The following is a 20,363-nucleotide window of genomic DNA, read 5'->3' on the forward strand; positions in this document are numbered from 1 at the left end:
AGACTATGTCGGCGGCCAGCGACTGTTTTCTAAGGCTACGCTGAACAAGCCATTGATTTCGACGCTGCGTCGGACCAACGCCCTACTTGCCTGACTTGACGGTGTTGCTCCACGCCAATGCCGCATTTTTCGGCAGTTTCGAGGCAGCAGGCGCGTCGCGCGCCCACTGCAGACGCACTCATGCCACCAGACGCTTGCGCGCCAGGTAGATGTTCGCCAGACCCAGCGCCACGAACGCTCGCGTCGCGTTCTTCGCCAGGCCCTTGTAGCGGACTTTGCTGAAGCCGAACTGCCGCTTCACCACTGCGAACACGTGCTCCACCCGCGAGCGCGTCTTGGACTTGATGCGGTTGACGATGCGCTCCAAGTCGGCCAAGCACCCTGTGCCCCTGACCCTCTGATTCGTTCGGTCCTTGGCCTTCGGCGCCTTGGCTGCAATCAACGCCTGCTGGGAGGCGTAGGCGCTGTCGCCGAAGACTTCCAGCTCCTCGCCGTGCAGCAGTTCGCGCAGCGGGTGCTTGTCGTGAACGTTGGCTGCGGTCACCACCGTGCTGTGCGCAAGGCCCGTCTGGCTGTCCACGCCGATGTGCAGCTTCATGCCGAAGAAGTACTGCTGCCCCTTCTTGGTCTGGTGCATCTCGGGATCGCGCTCGCCCTTATCGTTCTTGGTCGAGCTCGGCGCCGAGATGATGGTGGCATCCACGATGGTGCCCGTGCCAACCTTCATGCCCTTGCTCTGCAGCACCTCGCCGACCTTGGCGAACAGTGCGGCGCCCAGCTTGTGCTTGTCGTCCTCCAGCAGCCGGCGGAACTTCAGCAAGGTGGTGCCGTCGGGCACGCGCTCGCGGCCCAGGTCAATGCCCACGAAGCGGCGCAGCGCCGTGCTGTCCAACAGCGCCTCTTCGCAGGCTTCGTCGGCGAGGTTGAACCAGTGCTGCACGAAGTACATGCGCAGCATGCGCTCCAGTCCGATGGGCGGACGGCCCTTGCCGGCCTTCGGGTAGTGGGGCTCGATGACTTCGCACAGCTCAGCCCACGGCACGATGGCATCCATCGTCTGCAGGAACACGTCGCGCCGGGTCGGCCGGCGAAATCGCTCGAACTCCGCGCCTTGATCCGCGGCGGCTGCAAGTGTGGCTTGCTTCATCTGTCAATCATCGCGACGCCGCTGCGGCCCCGCCACCAGACCAACCCGCAAGGCGGGACTTGATCAGCGTTGCCCTAAGTTGCCGCAGGCACACGCCGCGCTTGCATCATGTTGATCCCAAATCCCGCAATGGCGATCAGCAGGACCACGACCTGGGCAACAGCGGTCTCGGCGGTGGGATAGATACCCAGCATCTGGACGTGAGGCCAAACGATCGGATGCGCCGAGATCCATCCCGCCTCTTGCAAGCCACCAACGCCCTTGCCCGCCAGAACCACGGCGATCACGGCCACCAGGATCGAGCTGGCGGCGAAGAACTTCCCGATCGGCATGCGTGCACTGGTGCGCAACATCAGCCAGGCGATGACCGCGAGGGCGGCGACGCCGCAAGCCAAGCCGCCCATCAGCGCGCCTCGATGACCGTCCACCGCGAGCGCAGAGAAGAACAGCACGGTTTCAAACACTTCACGGTAGACGGCGATGAAAGACAGGCCAAACAAGGCCCATGCCGAACGGCGCGACATCGCTGCTGACAGCTTCTGCTTCAAGTAAGCCTGCCAGCGTCCAGCGCTGCTCTTCTGATGCATCCAGAGGCCAACGCCGAGCAACACCACGGCGGCGAACAATGACGACAGGCCTTCCGTCACCTCTCGATCGGCGCCGCTGATGCTCACGACGTAGGTGGCGATGAACCAGGTCAGGCCGCCCGCCAGCAACGCCGACACCCAGCCCGCATGCACATGCGGGAGCAAGTCAGCGCGATTCGCCTTGCGCAGGAACGCGATCATGCCGACGACGATGAGGAGCGCCTCGACACCTTCTCGAAGCAGGATGGTCAGTGCGCCTGCGAACGTCGTCGTGGCATCCGAAGCACCCGCATTCAACTCCGTCTCGGCCTGAGTGAACAGCGCATCGAGGCGCGTGGCTGCCGCTTCCGCCTCCTCGAGCTTGCCGCCGCTCAGCGCCGCCCGATAGGTCAACATCCCCTTCTCGATCTCGACCATCAACTCCTTGTTGCGCGCCGACAGCTTGGGTTCAAGGGGCTCGAACCCGTCGAGGTATGCCGACAGGCCGAGGCGGGTTGCCTCCGCGACCTTGTCGGCGCGAGCCGCTGCCAAGCTCTCCTGCAGCCGCGCACGGGCCAGCGGCACACCGCCCTCGGCGCTCGCCAGCGCGGCAGAGTCACTGCGCAGATAGGCCATCAAGTCGTGCGCACTGTCCGCGCCCAGGACGGGTGCCAAAGTCGTTTCGGTCTGCGTCGTGAGAGCGGCCAAGTTCGTCACGTTGACCTTGGCGCGTGAGTCGTTCTGCCACAAGCCAGCCCCCCGCTTGCGCGCTGCTTCGTCCGATGCGAGGGTGCCAACGTACCAGGCAAGGGCCCAACGGTCCTGGTCAGACAGCGCGCCGAACGCCGGCATCGAGGTACCCGGGACGCCTTGGCTGACCACTTGGTAGAGCGCCATCAAGCTGCGGGTCCCGGCACGCTCGCGGTCCGTGAAGGCAATCGGCTTGGGATCCAGCGTTGCCGCCAACGGTCCGTCCCCGCCGCCGGCTGCGCCGTGGCAGCTGGCGCACTGGGCCTGATACAGCGTCTTGCCTTGCCGCAGTTCCGGAATCGTCTTCGGAGCCACCGGCACGGGGTAGGCTGCCAGCAGAAGACCTGAAGCCCGTCTGGCGAGTTCGCCCACTTCCTTGGCGTCGGCCTTGCTGGCGACCGCACTGCTTAGGGCCTGCGCGGCTTTCAGGAGTTCACCCTTTCCAGCAACATCCGGCAGTGCCCTCGCTTGCTGGACGGCTCGCTCGGCGAACTCTGCCATCTCCGCGTACTCGGCCGCGCTGACCACCGCGCCGTTGCTGACCGCGCCGCCGTAGTCAACCCCGACGTAGTCGATCAACTGCCAAAGCTGCCGCACCTCGGACTCAGGCACCTGCGCATGGCTACCGGCAGCAACAAGCAAGAAGAAAACGAAGGCGGTGAGGCGAAGAAGGAGAGGCTTCATTGCAAATGATTCTTGTTCCGACCCGTATTGGAACCCCTGAAGTGGGTTTAGAGTCAAGCCCGCCAGCAACTTCACAAGGCTTTTCATGAAGATCGGCGAACTTGCCAGCGCCACCGACACGGCCATCGAGACCATCCGCTTTTATGAGCGGGAGGGGCTGCTGCAGGCTGCCGCCCGTACGGGAGGCAACTTCCGGCTTTACGACGCCGCCCACCAGGAGCGGCTGCAATTCATTCGCCACTGCCGCAGCCTCGACATGTCGCTGGATGAGGTTCGCGTGCTGCTGCGGTTCAGGGACCGACCCGACGAGGAATGCGGAGACGTCAACGCGCTGTTGGACGACCACATGGAGCATGTCGCCAAGCGGATCAAGGAGCTGAAATCGCTGGAGCGTCAGCTCAGAGACCTGCGTCAACGCTGCGGCTCGGCGCGATCCGCGAATGATTGCGGCATCCTGTCTGGGTTGTCCGAAGCCGCCAGGGAGCCATCGCCCACGTCGCGCAGGCGTGGGCCGCCGAAGTCGGTCCACGGTGGGTGACCCAGGCCGGCCTCTACCGCCTGCGATGACGAACGCGGCGGCGCTGCTGCCGCCTCTCCTCTCGCCGCTGGCGCCGCTTCACGCTGTCCTTGTGAAAGTAGTACGCGAGCAACGCAGCGGCAAAGATGGTGACGGCCAGGGAGCTCCAGACGATGTACTCCACCAGCGCCGGATGCGTCTCCCGCAGTTTGTCCAGGCGGCTCACTTCACCTCAGCTCTTGCCGACGCGTCGCGCTTCGCCAATCAGGTAGTCGACCACGGCCAGTGAGCGCTCGTTCGAACCGGTCATGGACCCTGAAGTCAACCACCGACCGTCAACCCCCATCGACGGCGTGCCTTCGATCTTGTAGCCAGTCGCCAGCGTGTTGGCTTGCTTTGCCTTGGTGGCGACGGCGAAAGAATTGACCGCGTCCAAGAGTCGAGCCGGCTCAACGCCATTCTTCGTCGCGAAGTCGGCGATTCCCTCGGGCTTGTCCAGTCGCTGTTTGCCCACGTGGATGGCCGTGAACACCTTGCCGTGCAGCCGCTCCACCAGGCCGAGTTGTTCGATCGCGAAGAACAACTTCTGGTGCATCGCAAACGGCACCTCGCGGAAGGCGACCGGAACCCGGCGGAGCACTGCTCCCGCAGGCAGCCGCTTGTGCCAGGCGTCAAGCACAGGCTCGAACAGGAAGCAGTGTTCGCAGCTATAGGCGAAGAACTCCACCACTTCGATCTGATTCGCATCTCGCGTGGGTTGGCGCGGCGACACGCTGGCGTACTGCTTGCCTTCGACGGGGCGGTCTTGTGCGTAGAGCGTGTGCGGGGCCGCGACTGCGCTGGCGATTGCTGCTTTGGAAAAGTGACGACGGTCCATGGCTCTGAAGGAGAAAGTTTTGACGCCGCAGATGCTGAGACATGAAGTGACTTCAGAGTCAAGGGCCTGATCGCAGGTCAGCTTTTCGCGGCTCGCTTCGCGTCTTCGATGACTTTGGCCAAATCTCCAGGGATCGGCAGTGGCTTGACGGGGCTGATGTCTGCCCCTCCGGTGTTGCCCGTGGGAACCAACCCGAACGGCGTCTTGGTCGCTGCGCCGACGATGCGGAGCAACTGCCCGGCTGTCTCCCGAACGTCGCGAGTGCGCAGCCCCCATGCCAGCATGTGCAGATGGACGCGCACATGCTGGTAGGTCGAAGCCTGCCCCATGACGTGGGCTCGTTCGAGGTGCAGGAAACCTACAGTGGGCTCGCTGCTGCGCATTGCTCGCCAGGCCTCTCGCAACTCAGCATCTACGAACGGCCCAATCGCCCGACCGTAGGTGGGCATGTCGAAGCTCATGCGCATGCCTCCGCCTTGAATGGGTAGACCATCTGTTCGACGTAGCCGTGCGGAACCGGATCACCCTCGATCCCGATAGGGCCGAGCGGCGAGTTGGGCTGATAAAAGGTGCCGAAGATGTGGTCCCACAGCAGCCAAAACTCGCCGAAGTTCACCTGCGCGTCCTCGAAGCGCTCGCGGTGATGCCAGCGGTGAAGCTCGGCCACACCGAGCAGGTAGCGAACCGGGCCGACTCGGTAATCCAGGTTGGCATGCTGGAACGCGAGATGCACGGCCAGGATCGCAAACCAGCCTCCCACCACCATGGCGGGCGTTCCCAGCACGCCCAGAACCAGCAGCCCCGGGCCGGCCATCAGCGCTGCGTGGAGAGGATGCCGGCGTTCGCCGTTGAGCCAGTAGAGCCGGCGTGACGAGTGATGGATGCTGTGAAAGCGCCAGAGGACGCCATGGCGATGACTCAGGCGATGCATGGCGTACAGCGACAGATCGAGCGGCAAGCCCGCCAGGAAGACCTGGGCGAGATAGGGCCAGTCGCTGGGCCACCCCAGACCCTGATAGCCAGCCAGATCGCGCAGCAGGACGAATCCGAGCACCGCGGCGTGCATCACAACCAGGTTGACGACCGCATGCGCCACATCGGCCGGGAAGTCCAGGTCCGCTGCTTGCCACCGAGCGTCGAAGGGGAACCAGCGCTCCAGCAATGCCACAGCGAGCAGCCCAAACGCGACAAGCCCGGCGAGCCAAACCAGCGCATAGCTTCGCGCTGGCGTCGTCGCCACACCGAGAACCACCAGGGCCATCACCGTTGGATAGACCCCGTACCGAACAACAGAACGCGCTGACATTGCCACTCCTCAACAAGCAGCGCCAGTGTTGCCACCGGTTTCCAGAAGCGCTTGAACAAACCTGCTACGCCTCTTGACTCTCTACCAGGTACGGGGTCTCCAATCGCTTGGCCAGGACTTCGCGACATGCCGCACCGGAAGGGATACGAATGAGCGACGACGATGAACATGGCCTGGATGCCAGCGATGCGGCAGACCGCCGAATCCTCGTGGCAGTCCTGCTGATCAATCTTGGGCAGTGCCTGGCCGGCGTGGCTGTTGGCGTGTGGGCGTCGTCGACCGCCGTGATTGGCGCGGCGCTGGACAACCTGTCCGACGCCCTGGTGTACGGCGTGAGCCTGTACGCCATTGGCCGCTCGGTGACGATCAAGGTTCGAGCCGCCCGGCTGTCCGGCTGGCTGTTGATCGGCCTGGCCCTTGTGCTGCTGGTCGAGGTGCTGCGCCGGTTCTTTGGTGGGGAGCCCCCATTGGGCCCGGCGATGATGGCGATGGCAGCCCTGAACGCAGCGCTCAATTTCGTCTGCCTGCGGTTGTTGAAGCGCCATCGCGGCGAAGACGTCAACTTCAAGGCGTCCGCGATCTTCACCAACAACGACTCGATCGTGAACCTCGCGATCGTTTTGTCAGGGGCGTTGGTGATGTGGTGGGGATCGAACCTGCCGGACCTGGTGCTCGGCATCGTGGTCTCGGTGATCGCCGCCCAGGGCGGCCGAGAGATCCTCAGCGAGGCGGGCGCCGCCGGGGAAAAACAAGGCCATTCAAGTGTTACTTGACTCCGTACCCACTTCAGGGTGTGCAATGGAGGCAATCAGGCAGGTCATTGAAGGAAAGCGATGAAGATCGAAGAAACGCGCTCGACGGACGCCGATAGCGGAGCGCAGGGTTCCAAGGCGTCGAATGGCGCTGCGGTCACCGGAAGCTGCGGATCTACGTGCTCCTCCGGGTGCGGTGGCGCGAGCCCTGCGGCGACCTCGCATGTGTTCATGATTCCGAACATGGACTGCCGCAACGAAGAAGCGGCCATCCGAGCCAGCCTGGAGCCCATGGATGGCGTCGCGTCGTTGGAGTTCGACCTGCCGGCCCGCCGGCTGTCCGTGACGCATACCCTGGCCTCGCCGGCGCCGATCCTCGCGCAGCTGCATTCGATCAGCATGCAGGCTCAGCTGGTTGACGTGGTGGCCACACCGGGGTCGAGTTGCGCTGCCGATGACGGCGACCCCAGCGGCGAGGCGCCGGCTTCAGCCGCCCAGGCGGCCAGCGAAAGCACCTCGCAGTTCCTGATTCCGAATATGGACTGCCGGAATGAAGAAGCGGCCATTCGCGCCAGTCTGGGGGCCATGGATGGCGTCACGTCGCTGCAGTTCGACCTGCCCGCCCGCCGATTGTCCGTGGGGCATACGCTGCCTTCTGCCGCGCCGATCCTGGCGCAGTTGCATTCGATCGGCATGCAGGCCCAGTTGAGTGATGAGGTCGCGGAACCGGTGGCGTCGAGCTGCGCTCCCGCCGCCGATTGCGGCGCCTGCGGCAAGCCGCCTGTGTCGTTTGCGCCGACGGCCAGCGGCAACACCACCCAGTTCTTGATCACGAACATGGACTGCCCGACCGAGGAAGCCTTGATCCGCAAGCGCCTGGGCAAGGTGGACGGGATCGATCGGCTGGACTTCGACCTGATGAACCGCCGCCTTGCGGTGCAACACCGTCTCGACGAGCCAGGACCGGTGCTGGATGCGCTGCGCGAGATCGGCATGAAAGCCACCGTCGAGCGCGAAGCGGGGGCAAGCGCCAAGGGGCAAGCCACCTATCTCATCGAGAAGATGGACTGCCCGACGGAGGAAGCGCTGCTGCGCAAGGCCCTGGGCGGCGTGCCGGGTATCAGAGCGCTGCAGTTCGATCTGATGAGCCGCAAGTTGACCGTCAGCCATTCCCTGCCGGACGAGGCGCCGATCACAGCGGCCATTGAACGCCTGGGCATGCAGCCGGTGCTGCAGGACAGCAGCCAGCCGGCACCGGCGGTCACGCGCGAGTTCGGCACGGGCATCTCCAAGTCCCAATGGCTGCGCATGGCGGCCGCGGGTGTGCTGGCGATGGGTGCGGAGGTCATGGCCTTCTCCGGCCTGGGCGAATCGTCCTTGCCAGTCATCGGGGCATCGCTGGTGGCCATCGCGTTGGGCGGCATCGAGACGCTCAAGATGGGCTGGATCGCACTGCGCACGCTGTCGCTGAACATGAACCTGCTGATGACGATCGCCGTCATCGGTGCGGCGTTGATCGGCCAGTGGCCCGAGGCGGCCGTCGTGATCTGGCTGTTCGGCATTGCCGAGATGATCGAGGCGCTCAGCCTGGACCGTGCGCGCAATGCCATCCGCAAGCTGATGGACCTCGCGCCGGAAACGGCCCTCGTCAAGCAGGCCGACGGACGCTGGGAAGAAGTCAAGGCGGAAACCGTGGCAGTGGGGGCGGTTGTCCGCGTGCGGCCTGGGGAACGCATCGCGCTTGATGGACTGGTGGTCTCTGGCGCTTCGGCGGTCAACCAGGCGCCGATCACCGGCGAGAGCATGCCGGTGGAGAAGAACCCAGGTGACACGGTGTTCGCGGGCACGATCAACGAACGCGGCACGTTGGAGTTCGAAGTTCGGTCCCGTAAGGGCGAGACCACCCTCGACCGCATTGCCCGGTCCGTCCAGGAGGCGCAGGGCCAACGGGCACCCACGCAGCGCTTTGTCGACCAGTTCGCCGGCATCTACACGCCCATCGTCTTCGCCCTGGCCATCGGCATCGCCGTGATCCCGCCGCTGTTCTTCGGTGGCGTTTGGTTGGACTGGACCTACAAGGCGCTGGTGATGCTCGTGATCGCATGCCCGTGCGCCCTGGTGATCTCCACGCCGGTCACCGTGGTCAGTGGCCTGGCTGCCGCGGCCCGTCGGGGCATGCTCGTCAAGGGCGGGCTGTACCTGGAACAGGGGCGACTGCTGCGTGCGGTGGCCCTCGACAAGACCGGCACGCTGACCCACGGCCGCCCCGCGCTGACGGACACCGTGCCCCAGGGCTCGTTGCCCGAGGCGGAGGTCTTGCGCATCGCCGCAAGCCTGGATGCCTTGTCGGAACACCCGGTGGCCACGGCCATCGTCAATGGCTATGGTGACCGACCGCATGCCTCCGTTCAGGGCTTCGAAGCCTTGGCCGGGCGTGGCGTCAAGGGCGACATCGACGGTCAAACCTATTACATCGGCAACCACCGCCTCGCAACGGAGCTGGGCGTCGCGTCTGACTCCGTGCGCGCGTTGCTCGAACAGTTCGAAGCCCAGGCCAAGACGGCCGTGGTGCTGTCGACCGACAAGCAGGCGCTCGCGGTCCTGGCCGTGGCGGACACGGTGCGCGACAGCAGCAAGCAGGCGGTGGCTGAGCTGAAGCGGCTCGGCGTGGAGCCAGTGATGCTGACCGGCGACAACGGCAAGACGGCCCAAGCCGTGGCGGCCCAGGTTGGCATCACGGATGCTCGCGGCGACCTGCTGCCGCAAGACAAGCTGGAGGCCATCGAGAAGCTTGCGGCGCAGGGCCCGGTTGGCATGGTGGGGGACGGCGTCAATGACGCGCCGGCGCTCGCCAAGTCCAACATCGGTTTCGCAATGGGAGCGGCGGGCACCGACACGGCGATCGAGACGGCCGACGTGGCCTTGATGCAGGATGACCTGCGCAAGCTGCCTGAGTTCATCACGCTGTCGCGCCGTGTGGGCGGCATCCTGAAGGCCAACATCGCCTTTGCGATTGGCACCAAAGTGATCTTCATGGTGCTGGCTTTCACGGGCTACGCCAGCCTCTGGCTGGCCATCCTCGCCGACATGGGAGCAAGCCTGGCCGTGGTCTTCAATGGCATGCGCCTGCTGCGGGGGGCGCCGTCGAATGAGCGGCACCATGAAGGCTGATCGCAGCATTCGCGTGGGCTTCCTGCTGGCGGCCTTGGTGCTGGCGGGCGATGTGGCGACCAAGGCGGCCATCGTTGCGTGGGTCGACTACGGCGCGCGGCATGAGTGGTTGTCGATCCTGAACATCGTGCATGTGCTGAACCGCGGCGCGGCTTTCAGCTTCCTGCACGACGCGGGCGGCTGGCAACGCTTTTTCTTCATCGGGCTCGCGGCAGCGGCTTCGGTCTTCCTGGTCTTCATGATCCGCAGGCCCGGCACCTCGCGTGCAGAGCGCGTGGGTTTCGGCCTGATCCTCGGCGGTGCGCTGGCCAACATGATCGACCGGATGGTGCGCAGCGCCGTGGTGGACTGGATCGACCTTCACTGGGGGCCGCACCACTGGCCCGCTTTCAACATGGCCGACATCGGCATCTCGGCAGGTGCGGTGTTGATCGTGGTCCACGAACTGTTCGGCCGCAAGCAGGTCCGGGCAGCTAATGGATGAAGCGGCTGTCCCGGAACGACCCCAGCTCATCGTCGGACGTGGATGGGCCGTCTATGTTGGCCCCGTCGAACCAGGGCGGCTGCACCGGCACCAAGCCGCCCAGCTCGCCTGGTGCCCAGCAGGGACATTGAAGCTGGAAGGCGCCTGGGGCGTGCTGGATACCCCGGGGCACTTCCTCCCCGCTCGAGTTCCGCATCGTCTGGTGGCATCGCGGCCCCTGCGCATGGTGTTTCTCGATCCCACCATCGTCGGCGAAGCGCCTGCCGCGAGCGATGCAGCATCGGCTGCCGGCTTGACCGCATCGCAGGTCGAATTTCTGGAATGCGAACTGGCCCGCTGGTTGCAAGGACACAGGACGACGCGCGCGAGCGCTGCCGACGGCCCGGCCGACGGACGCTGGGCAGCCGTGCTGCAATGGCTTGATCACGCCTTGGGCGCGTCAGTGCGAGCGGAAGACGCTGCCCGGTCGGTCGGCTTGTCGTCTTCTCGCTTCCTGCACTGGTTCGCTGAAGTTTCGGGTCTACCGTTCCGTGCCTACGTCCGTTGGCTGCGCCTGCAACGTGCGGTGCGCACGCTCGCCAGCGGATCGACACTCACGGAGGCGGCCCATTGGGCAGGCTTTGCTGACAGCGCCCATCTGACACGGACTTTCGTTGCGACGTTTGGAGTGCGGCCCCAATCACTCCGCGACGTTCCCGTTGACGTCGTTGACGGTGCTGCGCCCAATATCACGTTAGCTCGGTGCAAATTAAAGCCTCTTCAATCAAGTTTTCGAGAATAGTCAGCCTGCCACGGCTGCAATGGGCAAATAACAAAACCGGCTTTGTCAACCAATTTTGCGCTGTGAAATGCGTGCATGCACCACTCTCAGCCTAGAAAATAGCTTTTTTCTAGCCACCATATGAATAATTAAGGCTAGATATGGGCATCGAGCGTCTAGCAGGCGATCTGTACTTTGCGCCTGTGGGTCGCGCTTGGAAAGATGACAATCTTGTAATTTCGCCGCGCGACTAAAGTCAGGAAGGAATTTATACAGTGTTTCCAAGCAGGCGTTGAGTCACTCATCCGAGGGCGCGCCTGTCCTAGGAGTTCTTATGAAAAACGGTTTTACTGCTTTGATGGCCGGGCTGCTGCTTGCGACTGCCGCTCATGCCGGCCAATCTGATTTGGAGCGCCTTCCCAACGGCAAGTCAGTGTATGGCAGTGAAGTAGTTCAGCCCGGTTCATCGGCCAAGGTCGTCAATGTTGACGATAGAAACTCACTAAACGTGGACTGCGGCGACATCATCACGTTCCGTAGAGGCGAAAAAGTATTTACTTGGAAGTTCGACTCGGTCAATCACCGCCCGGTCGACTTGCGCGCAATTTCTCCAAGCGGTTTTGTCGACAAGCTGTTCGTGATTTATGTGTCACGCAATGAAGCTGAACGCAACTGACCGTTTGAACGGGTGCGGCCCGGCCCATCTTCAACCCCCATCGCTGCCGTTGGCCCCTAAGCCGACGGAGTATGTTCTCGCCAAGGCGGGTACATGAAGTTGTTGGTCATCGAAGACGAGTTCAAGGCCGCGATTTACTTGCGCAAAGGTCTTAGCGAAGAAGGATACATAGTCGACGTCGCCCATACAGGCGTCGACGGTCTGCACATGGCTGCGGTTGGAGACTACGACTTAGTCATTCTGGATTGGATGTTGCCTGGTATTGATGGTTCCGCGGTTTTGGCAGCACTGCGACATACCCGCTCTATGCCGGTGCTGATGTTAACCGCGCGAGGACAAATTGAAGATCGCGTCCGTGGACTACAGGGCGGCGCTGACCATTACATGGTCAAGCCCTTTGCATTCTCAGAGTTGGTCGCGCGGATTGAGGTGTTGCTTCGTCGTGGGCGCACCAGTCATCGGGAGGAACTGGCGCCGGTTGTATTGCGTATGGCCGATCTGGAAGTTGACCTGATCCGACACAAGGTTGAGCGAGCGAAGCAAAAATTGACTTTGTCCCCCAAGGAATTCAATCTGCTAGCGCTTCTGCTACGTCGTCAGGGGGAGGTAATCACCAAGACGGAAATCGCGGAACAGGTTTGGGACATGAACTTTGACAGCGACACTAACGTCGTCGAAGTTGCAATCCGGCGCTTGCGGGTCAAGATCGATCAGCCTTTTGATCGACAGTTGCTTCATACCGTCCGTGGCATGGGTTATGTGCTGGAAGCCCGGGACTGATGATTTCTCTTAAATTTGGGGGTAACAGTCTACGCGCCCGGTTGTCACGACAGTTCGCTCTTCAAACCATGTTCGGCTTGGGTTTGGCGAGTGTTGCGGTGTATGTTGTAATTTCGCTAACGCTTTCCCAGCGCCAAGATGACCTGCTCGCGCAAGAGCGTATAGCCGTGGAACGGCTGTTGGAAGAGGGATCGAACAGCCAGCATCTGCTTAATGATCTACTCGCCGGCCACGAAGAATTGTCTTTAACAATCAGGCGCAGAGATGGTACTTTGGTATTTGCAAAAGATGACCGAAACCGCCAAGCTGGAATGGATAAGCGTTTGGCATTCGTCGTCGAGTTGCCTCACCCTGGCGGGACGGCTGACGCTGAGCTGATATATAACAGGCGCAGTGATAGTGCCTTGCTGGATCGCTTGGCGTTTACGCTGTTGTTCTCGGCCTTGGCTGGATCGCTCGGAATTTCAGCGGGCGGATTTCTCCTGGTCCGAAAAGGGCTGCTGCCATTGCGCGATTTGGTACGTCAGACCGCCTCCTTGAATGCCAGCAAGCTGGATTCGAGGCTGGACGGGAGCGGTCAGCCGGATGAGCTGCAGCCACTGCTGGCGCAGTTCAATGCGCTGCTAGAGCGTCTGGAAGCAGCCTACGCACCAGGAAAACGTCCGCTGACCAAGCTGCGGTAGGTTGCCGTCGCTGCAGCAGGCATCGCGCGATTCTCCTTTCAGACGTCCCGTACCCGGCGCAGTGATGCGGCCATTCGGGCCGCGTCGTTTTCTCAACCTTGAGATTTCCACCGTTTTGAACCGCTCGGCGGGCCTCGAGAGCCTCGGAGATGGCTGACGTTGGATAATCCGATATTAAGCAATGTCAGAAAACGGACGATTTGGCGCCCTTGACGCGCGTTTCGTATTACGTACCATCCATGTTACGTAACACGTACGAAATTGGTGGCAGACATGGCGAGACCCGGAATCACGAAGGGGCAGGTACAGCGGGCGCGGCTTGCATTGATCAAGGCCGGCAAGCACCCGTCCATAGACGGAATCCGGATCGAACTGGGCAACACGGGGTCCAAGGCGACGATCTCTTCCTACCTCAAGGAAATCGAAGCTGACGAGGGCGGCGTCGCAACACCAGAGCGTTCCGTCAGCGAGGAGTTGCAGGCCTTTGTGATGACCCTGGCAGCGCGATTGGAATTCGAGGCGCAGGCGCGTTTTGATGGCCTCCGGGCTGGCCATACCGAGGAAGTCCGGCGCCTCAATGAGTTGGTGTCCAAGGCCCAGGGCGAGGCACGCGCGTCCCGCGCCGAATCCGAGCGATTGCTACCCGAAGTGGCCAATGAGAAGTCTTCTCGGCAGAAGATCGAAGCCGAACTGGCCGCCCTCAGGCTCGAGAGCGCCCAAACTACTGCCCAGTTGGCCGCCAGGGCCGACGGCCTGCAGGCGCAACTACAAGCGGCCTTGGACCAAGTGGCATCGCTGGAGGAGAAGCACACACACGCCCGCGAAGCGCTTGAGCACTTCCGCAACGCCTCCAAGGAGCAGCGGGACCGGGAAGCCCGCCAACACGAACAGCAGTTGCAGTACCTGCAGCGCGAGCTGGCGACGGCCACGGAGGCCTTGACGGCAAAGCAAACTGAACTCCGGGCCGCACTCCAGGAAAAGGTCGACGCTTTGGCCCTGCTCACAGCAGCGCGCGCGGAACGCCGCCAGGTGGACGAGCAGCTGCGAGAACTCAAGACGTCAGCCGAGCGTCTGGCCGTTCAAAATCAGTTGGTCGAGGATTTGCGCAGCCAAGCTCGACAGGCTGGCCAACAGTACGAAGCCCTCCAGCTTCGTGCTGCGGCGCTGGAGCAGCGCAACAGCGAGCTGGAGCTCCTTCTCGCCGCTGCGAACGCCGCTGCACAGTCGCAGGCAGACCTGGTGAAGGGCGTGCTGGAGCGCATCAACCCGCCTGGCGGGCCGGGTAAGTACAAACACAAGGTCACCCCGGGTTGACGCGATGGACGAGCCCTTCACCGGGACGAGCGCCACCTCTGAAACGGTGCCGCCCTCTGATTCCCCACAACTGGTGACCATCACCAAGACGATCGGCGACTTGGCCGACTTGGTCCGACTGCTGAAGAAGGGGCTTTCGCGCGCGAAACCGTGGCAACGGCAGTTGGCCTGCCGGCTGGCGGAAGTCGACCGGCTGGTTGATCTCCTACGCGTGGCGATCGCCCTGGAGCGCCCGGATGGCGAAATTCTGGCGGTCGCTAACAGCCTCTGTGTCGAGTGCAGCACCGTCAGCCTGGCCATCGCTGGCAGTCGAGCAGACCACACCACCAGGGCGGCAGTCGGCCTGATCGCAGGCTTGGCAGCAACCGCCCGCAATGCCGTCCACGACATATCGCTTAACCCCAGTTTCTGCACGCAAATCGACGCGGGCTCTTTTGGCCCCTCTGCGTAAGTCGTTGATTCTCCAAGGAGTGCTGATCCCTTAACCCAGGTTTTTGCACCGAAATCGGCGCGGGGTCGGTCAGCGTGCCGAGCCGGAACGACTCAAGCACGCCGCTGCGGGCTGGGACGATCCGCCCCCCAAGCCTTGCGCGTTCTTGTTTGACGCGAGCATGGCAAAGTAACTGGCTGCGGAGGCCTAAAGCATGAAGCGAGTTCGAGTCGCCCCTGGCAAGTTTGTTGCCGTCCCCAACGACCTGGCAGAGAAGGCGCAGCGCATCTTCGAGCGGGGTCTGACACGTGACCAGGCGAGGGATCTTGCGGCGACTGAACCAAAAGGCGCGACCGGTCTCATCGCAGGCTCCCCAAAGCCGCTTGCGATCTCCAGGCCTCGGACCGGTACGGTGCTGAATAGGGGCGTGATGCCTATCGCACCCGGCACTCCTGAACCGCAGCAGGAGTAGCCCACAAGGTGCATCGCACGCCTGATCCTGAGCTGCCCGATCGATTTTTCTACAGGGTCGACGCACTGGCTGGCGTACGAACCATTCGGCGACAGCCGTTCCTGCGGCCTGCGCGCTGGGACACGGGTGATCGATATCCGCATGTCGAACTGCTCGAAGCGGATCGAACTCGCACCCCTCATCAAGGAATCTTTCGGCTCTCGTTGTGGCGGACGCTCGACGTCGCCATGCGCGATTGGCGGACGCGTGCTTCAGAGCACCCGATGGTGTTGATGCGCATGCTTCGCACCGTTGTGCGGGATCGCCTCCATGAATGGACCTTTGCCGAAGACGACCACCTGGACGGCAATGCTGAGCTGATCTGGAAGGTGGGCGGCATCGACGAGGACCTCAACGGCTTCCACGTTGGGGGCGTGCCGTTGGACGAACTCGAAGTCTTCGACAGTCACACAGGTAGCTGGACACGGTGGCACGACAGTCCGGATACGCGCCTTGACGCGGAGCGGCTGTCAGCAGTCGGCTGGTCACCCATCGCAATCGAAACCCGTCAGGGCGGGTCAGGGACGGCGTACTGGGCGGCCATTCCCGAGCTCTCGCATCGCCCAACAGAGCGAGGGTACTGGTGCGTCATCACGTTGGATGAAAGCGTGCCCGGCACGCTTGGCGGGGAGCAGGCGGCACTGTCACGTGTCATGGAACAGTTGCTGCATGGTCCGCTGTGCCAGCTATCAGGGTCGGTTGCCGGCGTTCTCACATTGACGCCCACTCGTGAACGCGTGTGGACAGAACAGTTTGAAATCGCGTGGATCCAAGACGAGGCGCGGTGGCCATCATGGTTGCGAGCGAAGCCACAACCCCGCTTGACCCTCAAGCGAAAAGTGGAACTGTCCGTGGACGACGTTGCAAGGCTGATCGCAGACTCACGACTTCCAGCGGCAAGGCCGGAATTCAAACCTTGGATCTGGCGGTGGCCGAGCTGAACGCAGCTTGCGGAATGGAGCCATCCATCTTGCGACTACTTGCGCTTAAGGAACCAGTGGATCAGCTCGCGCCTGGCCCGCCAGAGGGCGTCGGTCTCTTGTTCCAGCGACTCTTCAACAGTCTTCAGGAAACGCTTGCCGCCCCAGCGTTCCGCCGTCTCTTCCATCAACGCCACGAACACGCTGTTGTCCGAAGCCATCCAAGCGAACCCACGCGGCCACAGGTGCCGGTCCAGGTAGGCGCTGGCGACCGCGTTCCTCAGCCGACCTGCGCGGTTCCACCGCTTGTCGTCGGACACCCACGACAGCCGCGGCTCGATCAGCCGCCAGTCGTCGTCAGCCAGCGCCGAGTTGGACACGGCCGCGTGCAGCTGCTCGAAGGTCATCTGCAGCAACTCGCCGATGTTCCTAGAGCTGCGGCCCAGTGCGCGAGCGAAGGCGTAGGCGGCCAGCCGATGCGGCAAGGACCCCTTGGCATTTCTGAGCTCCAACAGCGCGGTGTACCAAGGATCGTCCCCATACTGGTTGGGCACTGAATCGGGCGACACCGTGCGCGCGAACTCCATGAGCAGCGCCTGCGCCGGTGCCTGCACCTGGCTCATAAACTCAGCAACCGCCGAGGCATCGTCGACGCAGTACCGAACCCAGCGCAGTTCTCTGCCGTCGGAGTCCTTCAGACCGCTCAGGAGCTGCACGATCTTGAGAACGTGCACCCGCCCCAGCGCCTGCACCGCAGCGCGCATACCTGGCTCGCGCTCCATGCCATGAACCAGCGCGACGGCGGCCGTGTCCGTCATGGGCAGGCCGTTGAGGTCATGGGCGGAGCGGACGTCGACCACCGCCCAGAAGGCAGGCACCTCCACCAGGTCGGGCCGCGCCCGCAGCAACTCCCGGAGCGGCACGTCGCGCTCGGGCCAATCCGCCAGCAGATCTTCGGTGGGAACGGCCTTGAGCATCTGCGCCGCCCAGCCCGCTGCGTCGTCGGCGGGGTTGCGCAAAGCCGCCAGCAGACGTCGCTGCGATGCCCGCCAGAGCGGTGCAGCCACGTCCGGCAGGCGCTGCTGGAGGCGCGACGGCTCGATGTAGTGCCACTGGTCCCAGAGAAAGTCCAACGCCCTCGTGTCGGCATCCTCGACGTTGCTCAGCACGTAGTCAGCGACCTGCGCGCGTGCCAGGTCCGAGGTCGAAAGCGGACCTGGCTCGTCGACCATCTCGATCGCTTCATGAAGTTTGTTCGGCGACACCGGGCCGCTCGTGAGGCGGTGGAAGGTGCAAAAGACTGGCATGGCCTCGCGGCCGCCCAGGATGTCGGCACCGAGGCGCTTCAGCGTGTCCCGCAGCCCGCCGTAGTTGGGCTGCCGCACATCGTCCATGAGAGTCATCAGCCAATCGGGCTGGCTCTGGAAGGACATCGGCGACACCTCGCGCGTGTTCGGTAGGCGCGCGCGGCTCGACACATCGGGGCCGGGCAGGATCTGAAGATCGAATGAGGCGGCCAAGGTGGAGCGGTCCTTGGTCGTGAACGTGCAGAACCTGAACGAGCGACGCAGCCGCGGCCACTGCTGGTCCCAGATCCGCAGCGTCAGCGCGTCCACCGGCACACTCGGATCCCGTTTGGCAACCACGCGGCTGCTGGCGGACTCGTAAAGCCCGCTCAGCACGCCGGCCACCCAGTCTTCCTCCGGCATCGTCATGCGCGGCTCGGGCCCGTCGCCGGCCAGCAGGTCGAGAGTCCCGGGCGTGCCATAGGAGGACCAGGACGGTGATTCCGGCCTGGCGAAGAGTTTGGCCAGCCGAGACGGAGCGCCGATTGCAGCCAAGTCCGGGAAGTCGATGAACAGCGTGTGGGTCCAGACGCATCCCGGTCGCGGCATCTCTGGCGCCGACCAGGTCCTGGCCAGCGCGTACATACCGCTTTCCGAGAGGGGGTAGCCGGTCAGGTAGCTGCTGCCTTCGGACGCGACCCCCGACCCCGAGACGTCGCTCATCACGAGGACCAGCTTGGCATCCTGCGGGGAGAGTCTGGCCGAGCAGGCGAGTTGGCGATGTCCGTCTGAATACCCGTGCAGCGCTTGATGAACTTTGATGATCACGGGGAAAGCGCTACGTCAGCAGCCACTGCAGCGGTTCGGTCAGGTCGTTGGACTTGCCACCAGCATAGACCACCGAAACTCGCTCCGACGGCACGTCGATATCCCGCAGACGCTCCGCGTCCGCCAGCTTCGTGTTGTCGTCGTCGTAGTCGCCGCCCTGGGCGCTGACGCCATAGATGCGCGTCTCCCAGTCGGAATGCAGGCCGTGCTTCAGGAACTGATCTAGCAGCGGCATGCGCCTGGCCAGGTACTGCTCGGGCGACAAGCCGCGGCCCGATGCCTTGTCCCACGCCGAAAGGATGATGGCCAGGCGGCGGGGCCCGACGTTCAGTGGTTCGGTCTGCATCGACTGCAGCAGGTCGACGAGTTGCACCTGGGTGGGTGCCACGTCCGGGGACCAGTCGACCACTTTCTCGGGCTCGGCGTCGGCTTCGAGCGGAAGCCCGAGGTCTTCCATCAGCAACTTTTCGTCGATCACCAAGTTGGGCACGGTGACCTTGTCGGCGTGAATGAAGAGCAGCACGCCCGGTTCCTTGAGCCAGCCCGCGACGGTCTCGTCGCACTCGCGCAGGCCCCACATCCGCAGGAAGGCCTCGCCGGCGACATCGGGGAACGTGACTGTCTGCGGATTCCCACCCTCGGTTTTGAGGATCATCGATACGAGCTTGTCGCCCCCCTGGGCGGTACGCTCTTGCTTCTTGGCCGCCCGCCACTGAGAGGCGATCTCATGCAGGTGCTCGATGTTGCCGGTCTGCAGCGACACGTAGGTCAACTTGCAGGGCACTTCCTTCTCGCTGACCAGATGCCACAGCGCGGCGAGGAAGGTGGTCTTGCCGGAGCCAGGGAGGCCCATGACGACGACGGAATGCTTGCTCATTGGGCGCCTTTCGGCAGAGCCATGAGGCGGTCGAAGTAGCGTTCCGCCTCCGGCACGTCGAAGACCATCGAGGCCGGGCGGTAGCGCATCGGCTCCGCCATCCAGTAGGCCAGCAGGCGGTCGAGGTTCTCGCCGCGCTTGGCGCCATCCGTGCTGGGCTGCGCTGCGATCTGGAAGGACTCGACGGCCGCGAAGTTCGCGCCATAGTCGGCGCGCAGGCCTGCCAGCAGGGTGTCGAAGCCCTGGAACGTCCGCTCGCCACCATCGGCTGCCTTGCGAATGACATCCAGCTTCGTCAGCACGAGCGCCAGCCGCTGGGTAGTCCTGACCACGCCGGCCTCGACGAAGGCGTGCAGCGTCTGGCGGATCTCGGAGCGCAGGTTGTGGCGCTGGCCGGCATCCAATAGCCGCTCGCCGTCGACAAGCAGGGTCAACACGTCCGCGCGCCGCAGCTCAGGGAACTCTTGCGCGGACAGCGGATTGCTGCGCGTCTCCAGGTACTCTTCGCCCGCCCGGTCGCCCAGCAGGACGCTCGGCACGGCGCCGGAGTCAGTGTCGACCAGCTCCAGGTGATAGAAGCGGACCTCGCCACGCTCGGTGCGTGCCGTGTTAGGGGTCGTGCGGCGCGACGCCGCGCGCGAGTCGTGTGCGGCCTGCTCGAAGGCGTGCAAGGAGAAGGACTGAGCGAATGACACGTTGCCGACCTGGCCGAGCTGGAACAGGTCGTAAAGGCCGGCGATCAGGCTGGTCTTGCCTGCGGACTGAGGTCCTGCGATGGCGATGACACGCGACGGCCTTTCCTTGACGACGTCATCGGCCTCGTCCACAGACAACGTGGTCGAGGCCTGCATGGCAACGCCATTGCTCGGTGCAGGGTGGGCGCCCGGCGCTGGGGCAACCGGCATGATCGCAATGCGGCCGAACTGCGGGCACTCGGCCGTGTCGGGGAAGCCTTCTATGCAGCGGCCATCCACCGCGACCTGGCAGTCCGGGTTAGCACAGCGAGGTGACTCGGCGCTTTCTTGCGGTTCGAGGTCTGCCATG

At 63.6% G+C, this 20,363-nt stretch carries 20 protein-coding genes and 1 pseudogene; 12 read left to right on the plus strand and 9 right to left on the minus strand.

All coding sequences use genetic code 11. The annotated features are described in order from the left end of the window. Nucleotides 1-178: 178 nt before the first annotated feature. Both AC1Q7O_RS26685 and AC1Q7O_RS26690 read right to left on the minus strand, forming a co-directional pair. Nucleotides 179-1,147 (minus strand): IS5 family transposase, encoded by a 969-nt coding sequence (locus tag AC1Q7O_RS26685; RefSeq protein ID WP_268149440.1) that lies wholly within the window; start codon nucleotides 1,145-1,147, stop codon nucleotides 179-181. 74 nt (nucleotides 1,148-1,221) lie between these two features. After that, nucleotides 1,222-3,147 carry a cytochrome c/FTR1 family iron permease gene (locus AC1Q7O_RS26690; protein WP_492662233.1) on the minus strand — a complete coding sequence of 642 codons (1,926 nt, stop codon included), beginning with the start codon at nucleotides 3,145-3,147 and terminating at the stop codon, nucleotides 1,222-1,224. Between the two features lie 85 nt (nucleotides 3,148-3,232). Here AC1Q7O_RS26690 and cadR point away from each other — a divergent pair, with 85 nt between their 5' ends. Next, nucleotides 3,233-3,685 carry a Cd(II)/Pb(II)-responsive transcriptional regulator gene (cadR, locus tag AC1Q7O_RS26695; RefSeq protein WP_492662234.1) on the plus strand — a complete coding sequence of 151 codons (453 nt, stop codon included), beginning with the start codon at nucleotides 3,233-3,235 and terminating at the stop codon, nucleotides 3,683-3,685. Nucleotides 3,686-3,698: 13 nt separating this feature from the next. Here the strand turns inward: cadR and AC1Q7O_RS26700 are convergent, their stop codons facing one another. From AC1Q7O_RS26700 to AC1Q7O_RS26715, 4 genes are all read right to left on the minus strand, one after another. Next, complete coding sequence (locus AC1Q7O_RS26700) at nucleotides 3,699-3,890, minus strand: hypothetical protein (RefSeq protein WP_492662235.1); 192 nt, start codon at nucleotides 3,888-3,890, stop codon at nucleotides 3,699-3,701. 6 nt (nucleotides 3,891-3,896) lie between these two features. After that, on the minus strand, nucleotides 3,897-4,541 hold the full coding sequence (locus AC1Q7O_RS26705) for a thiol:disulfide interchange protein DsbA/DsbL (protein ID WP_492662236.1): 645 nt from the start codon (nucleotides 4,539-4,541) through the stop codon (nucleotides 3,897-3,899). 77 nt (nucleotides 4,542-4,618) lie between these two features. Further along, nucleotides 4,619-5,002 carry a DUF3703 domain-containing protein gene (locus tag AC1Q7O_RS26710; RefSeq protein WP_492662237.1) on the minus strand — a complete coding sequence of 128 codons (384 nt, stop codon included), beginning with the start codon at nucleotides 5,000-5,002 and terminating at the stop codon, nucleotides 4,619-4,621. After that, entirely contained in the window at nucleotides 4,999-5,802 is an 804-nt protein-coding gene (locus AC1Q7O_RS26715; protein WP_492662238.1) for a sterol desaturase family protein, read from the minus strand. The genes AC1Q7O_RS26710 and AC1Q7O_RS26715 overlap by 4 nt, the downstream gene beginning before the upstream one ends. 194 nt (nucleotides 5,803-5,996) lie before the next feature. Here AC1Q7O_RS26715 and AC1Q7O_RS26720 point away from each other — a divergent pair, with 194 nt between their 5' ends. The 11 genes and pseudogenes from AC1Q7O_RS26720 to AC1Q7O_RS26770 all read left to right on the plus strand — a co-directional run bounded on the left by AC1Q7O_RS26720 (nucleotide 5,997) and on the right by AC1Q7O_RS26770 (nucleotide 16,349). Beyond that, nucleotides 5,997-6,620 (plus strand): cation efflux transmembrane domain-containing protein, encoded by a 624-nt coding sequence (locus AC1Q7O_RS26720; RefSeq protein ID WP_492662239.1) that lies wholly within the window; start codon nucleotides 5,997-5,999, stop codon nucleotides 6,618-6,620. 210 nt (nucleotides 6,621-6,830) lie between these two features. After that, a pseudogene (locus AC1Q7O_RS26725) lies at nucleotides 6,831-7,277 on the plus strand (heavy-metal-associated domain-containing protein); the annotation flags it as partial. Between the two features lie 15 nt (nucleotides 7,278-7,292). After that, a complete protein-coding gene (locus AC1Q7O_RS26730; RefSeq protein ID WP_492662258.1) occupies nucleotides 7,293-9,770 on the plus strand; it encodes a heavy metal translocating P-type ATPase in 2,478 nt (825 codons plus the stop codon). Continuing rightward, complete coding sequence (gene lspA / locus AC1Q7O_RS26735) at nucleotides 9,760-10,254, plus strand: signal peptidase II (protein ID WP_492662240.1); 495 nt, start codon at nucleotides 9,760-9,762, stop codon at nucleotides 10,252-10,254. The genes AC1Q7O_RS26730 and lspA overlap by 11 nt, the downstream gene beginning before the upstream one ends. A 127-nt stretch (nucleotides 10,255-10,381) precedes the next feature. Further along, nucleotides 10,382-11,035, plus strand: coding sequence for a helix-turn-helix domain-containing protein (locus tag AC1Q7O_RS26740; protein WP_492662241.1), 654 nt, complete (start codon nucleotides 10,382-10,384; stop codon nucleotides 11,033-11,035). A 313-nt stretch (nucleotides 11,036-11,348) separates the two neighbouring features. After that, nucleotides 11,349-11,690: a CzcE family metal-binding protein gene (locus AC1Q7O_RS26745; RefSeq protein WP_492662242.1), complete on the plus strand. Its 342-nt coding sequence runs from the start codon at nucleotides 11,349-11,351 to the stop codon at nucleotides 11,688-11,690. Nucleotides 11,691-11,783: 93 nt separating this feature from the next. Beyond that, nucleotides 11,784-12,470 (plus strand): heavy metal response regulator transcription factor, encoded by a 687-nt coding sequence (locus AC1Q7O_RS26750; RefSeq protein ID WP_492662243.1) that lies wholly within the window; start codon nucleotides 11,784-11,786, stop codon nucleotides 12,468-12,470. Continuing rightward, the gene (locus tag AC1Q7O_RS26755) at nucleotides 12,470-13,153 is read left to right on the plus strand and encodes a HAMP domain-containing protein (RefSeq protein WP_492662244.1); all 684 of its coding nucleotides are present in this window, start codon (nucleotides 12,470-12,472) and stop codon (nucleotides 13,151-13,153) included. Before AC1Q7O_RS26750 ends, AC1Q7O_RS26755 begins: the two co-directional genes overlap by 1 nt. Nucleotides 13,154-13,426: 273 nt before the next feature. After that, on the plus strand, nucleotides 13,427-14,467 hold the full coding sequence (locus AC1Q7O_RS26760; protein WP_492662245.1) for a DNA-binding protein: 1,041 nt from the start codon (nucleotides 13,427-13,429) through the stop codon (nucleotides 14,465-14,467). Nucleotides 14,468-14,471: 4 nt separating this feature from the next. Further along, a complete protein-coding gene (locus AC1Q7O_RS26765; RefSeq protein WP_492662246.1) occupies nucleotides 14,472-14,918 on the plus strand; it encodes a hypothetical protein in 447 nt (148 codons plus the stop codon). A gap of 459 nt (nucleotides 14,919-15,377) precedes the next feature. Beyond that, nucleotides 15,378-16,349 carry a hypothetical protein gene (locus AC1Q7O_RS26770; protein WP_492662247.1) on the plus strand — a complete coding sequence of 324 codons (972 nt, stop codon included), beginning with the start codon at nucleotides 15,378-15,380 and terminating at the stop codon, nucleotides 16,347-16,349. Nucleotides 16,350-16,384: 35 nt separating this feature from the next. Here the strand turns inward: AC1Q7O_RS26770 and AC1Q7O_RS26775 are convergent, their stop codons facing one another. The 3 genes from AC1Q7O_RS26775 to AC1Q7O_RS26785 are packed head-to-tail and all read right to left on the minus strand — an operon-like array spanning nucleotide 16,385 to nucleotide 20,362. After that, the gene (locus tag AC1Q7O_RS26775) at nucleotides 16,385-18,442 is read right to left on the minus strand and encodes a GAP1-N1 domain-containing protein (protein WP_492662248.1); all 2,058 of its coding nucleotides are present in this window, start codon (nucleotides 18,440-18,442) and stop codon (nucleotides 16,385-16,387) included. 10 nt (nucleotides 18,443-18,452) lie between these two features. After that, nucleotides 18,453-19,319, minus strand: a complete 867-nt coding sequence (locus tag AC1Q7O_RS26780) for a TRAFAC clade GTPase domain-containing protein (RefSeq protein WP_492662249.1) — start codon at nucleotides 19,317-19,319, stop codon at nucleotides 18,453-18,455. Then, nucleotides 19,316-20,362 carry a TRAFAC clade GTPase domain-containing protein gene (locus AC1Q7O_RS26785; protein ID WP_492662250.1) on the minus strand — a complete coding sequence of 349 codons (1,047 nt, stop codon included), beginning with the start codon at nucleotides 20,360-20,362 and terminating at the stop codon, nucleotides 19,316-19,318. Before AC1Q7O_RS26785 ends, AC1Q7O_RS26780 begins: the two co-directional genes overlap by 4 nt. Between the last annotated feature and the right edge of the window lies 1 nt (nucleotide 20,363).

This window comes from Roseateles sp. GW823-FHT07B05, from assembly GCF_058794515.1.

Bases quoted from the DNA above. Each gene is read 5' to 3' on its own strand.
- AC1Q7O_RS26685 (WP_268149440.1), bottom strand. From the start codon at position 1,147: ATGAAGCAAGCCACACTTGCAGCCGCCGCGGATCAAGGCGCGGAGTTC.
- AC1Q7O_RS26690 (WP_492662233.1), bottom strand. From the start codon at position 3,147: ATGAAGCCTCTCCTTCTTCGCCTCACCGCCTTCGTTTTCTTCTTGCTT.
- cadR (WP_492662234.1), top strand. From the start codon at position 3,233: ATGAAGATCGGCGAACTTGCCAGCGCCACCGACACGGCCATCGAGACC.
- AC1Q7O_RS26705 (WP_492662236.1), bottom strand. From the start codon at position 4,541: ATGGACCGTCGTCACTTTTCCAAAGCAGCAATCGCCAGCGCAGTCGCG.
- AC1Q7O_RS26710 (WP_492662237.1), bottom strand. From the start codon at position 5,002: ATGAGCTTCGACATGCCCACCTACGGTCGGGCGATTGGGCCGTTCGTA.
- AC1Q7O_RS26715 (WP_492662238.1), bottom strand. From the start codon at position 5,802: ATGGCCCTGGTGGTTCTCGGTGTGGCGACGACGCCAGCGCGAAGCTAT.
- AC1Q7O_RS26720 (WP_492662239.1), top strand. From the start codon at position 5,997: ATGAGCGACGACGATGAACATGGCCTGGATGCCAGCGATGCGGCAGAC.
- AC1Q7O_RS26730 (WP_492662258.1), top strand. From the start codon at position 7,293: ATGCAGGCCCAGTTGAGTGATGAGGTCGCGGAACCGGTGGCGTCGAGC.
- lspA (WP_492662240.1), top strand. From the start codon at position 9,760: ATGAAGGCTGATCGCAGCATTCGCGTGGGCTTCCTGCTGGCGGCCTTG.
- AC1Q7O_RS26745 (WP_492662242.1), top strand. From the start codon at position 11,349: ATGAAAAACGGTTTTACTGCTTTGATGGCCGGGCTGCTGCTTGCGACT.
- AC1Q7O_RS26750 (WP_492662243.1), top strand. From the start codon at position 11,784: ATGAAGTTGTTGGTCATCGAAGACGAGTTCAAGGCCGCGATTTACTTG.
- AC1Q7O_RS26755 (WP_492662244.1), top strand. From the start codon at position 12,470: ATGATTTCTCTTAAATTTGGGGGTAACAGTCTACGCGCCCGGTTGTCA.
- AC1Q7O_RS26760 (WP_492662245.1), top strand. From the start codon at position 13,427: ATGGCGAGACCCGGAATCACGAAGGGGCAGGTACAGCGGGCGCGGCTT.
- AC1Q7O_RS26765 (WP_492662246.1), top strand. From the start codon at position 14,472: ATGGACGAGCCCTTCACCGGGACGAGCGCCACCTCTGAAACGGTGCCG.
- AC1Q7O_RS26780 (WP_492662249.1), bottom strand. From the start codon at position 19,319: ATGAGCAAGCATTCCGTCGTCGTCATGGGCCTCCCTGGCTCCGGCAAG.
- AC1Q7O_RS26785 (WP_492662250.1), bottom strand. From the start codon at position 20,362: ATGGCAGACCTCGAACCGCAAGAAAGCGCCGAGTCACCTCGCTGTGCT.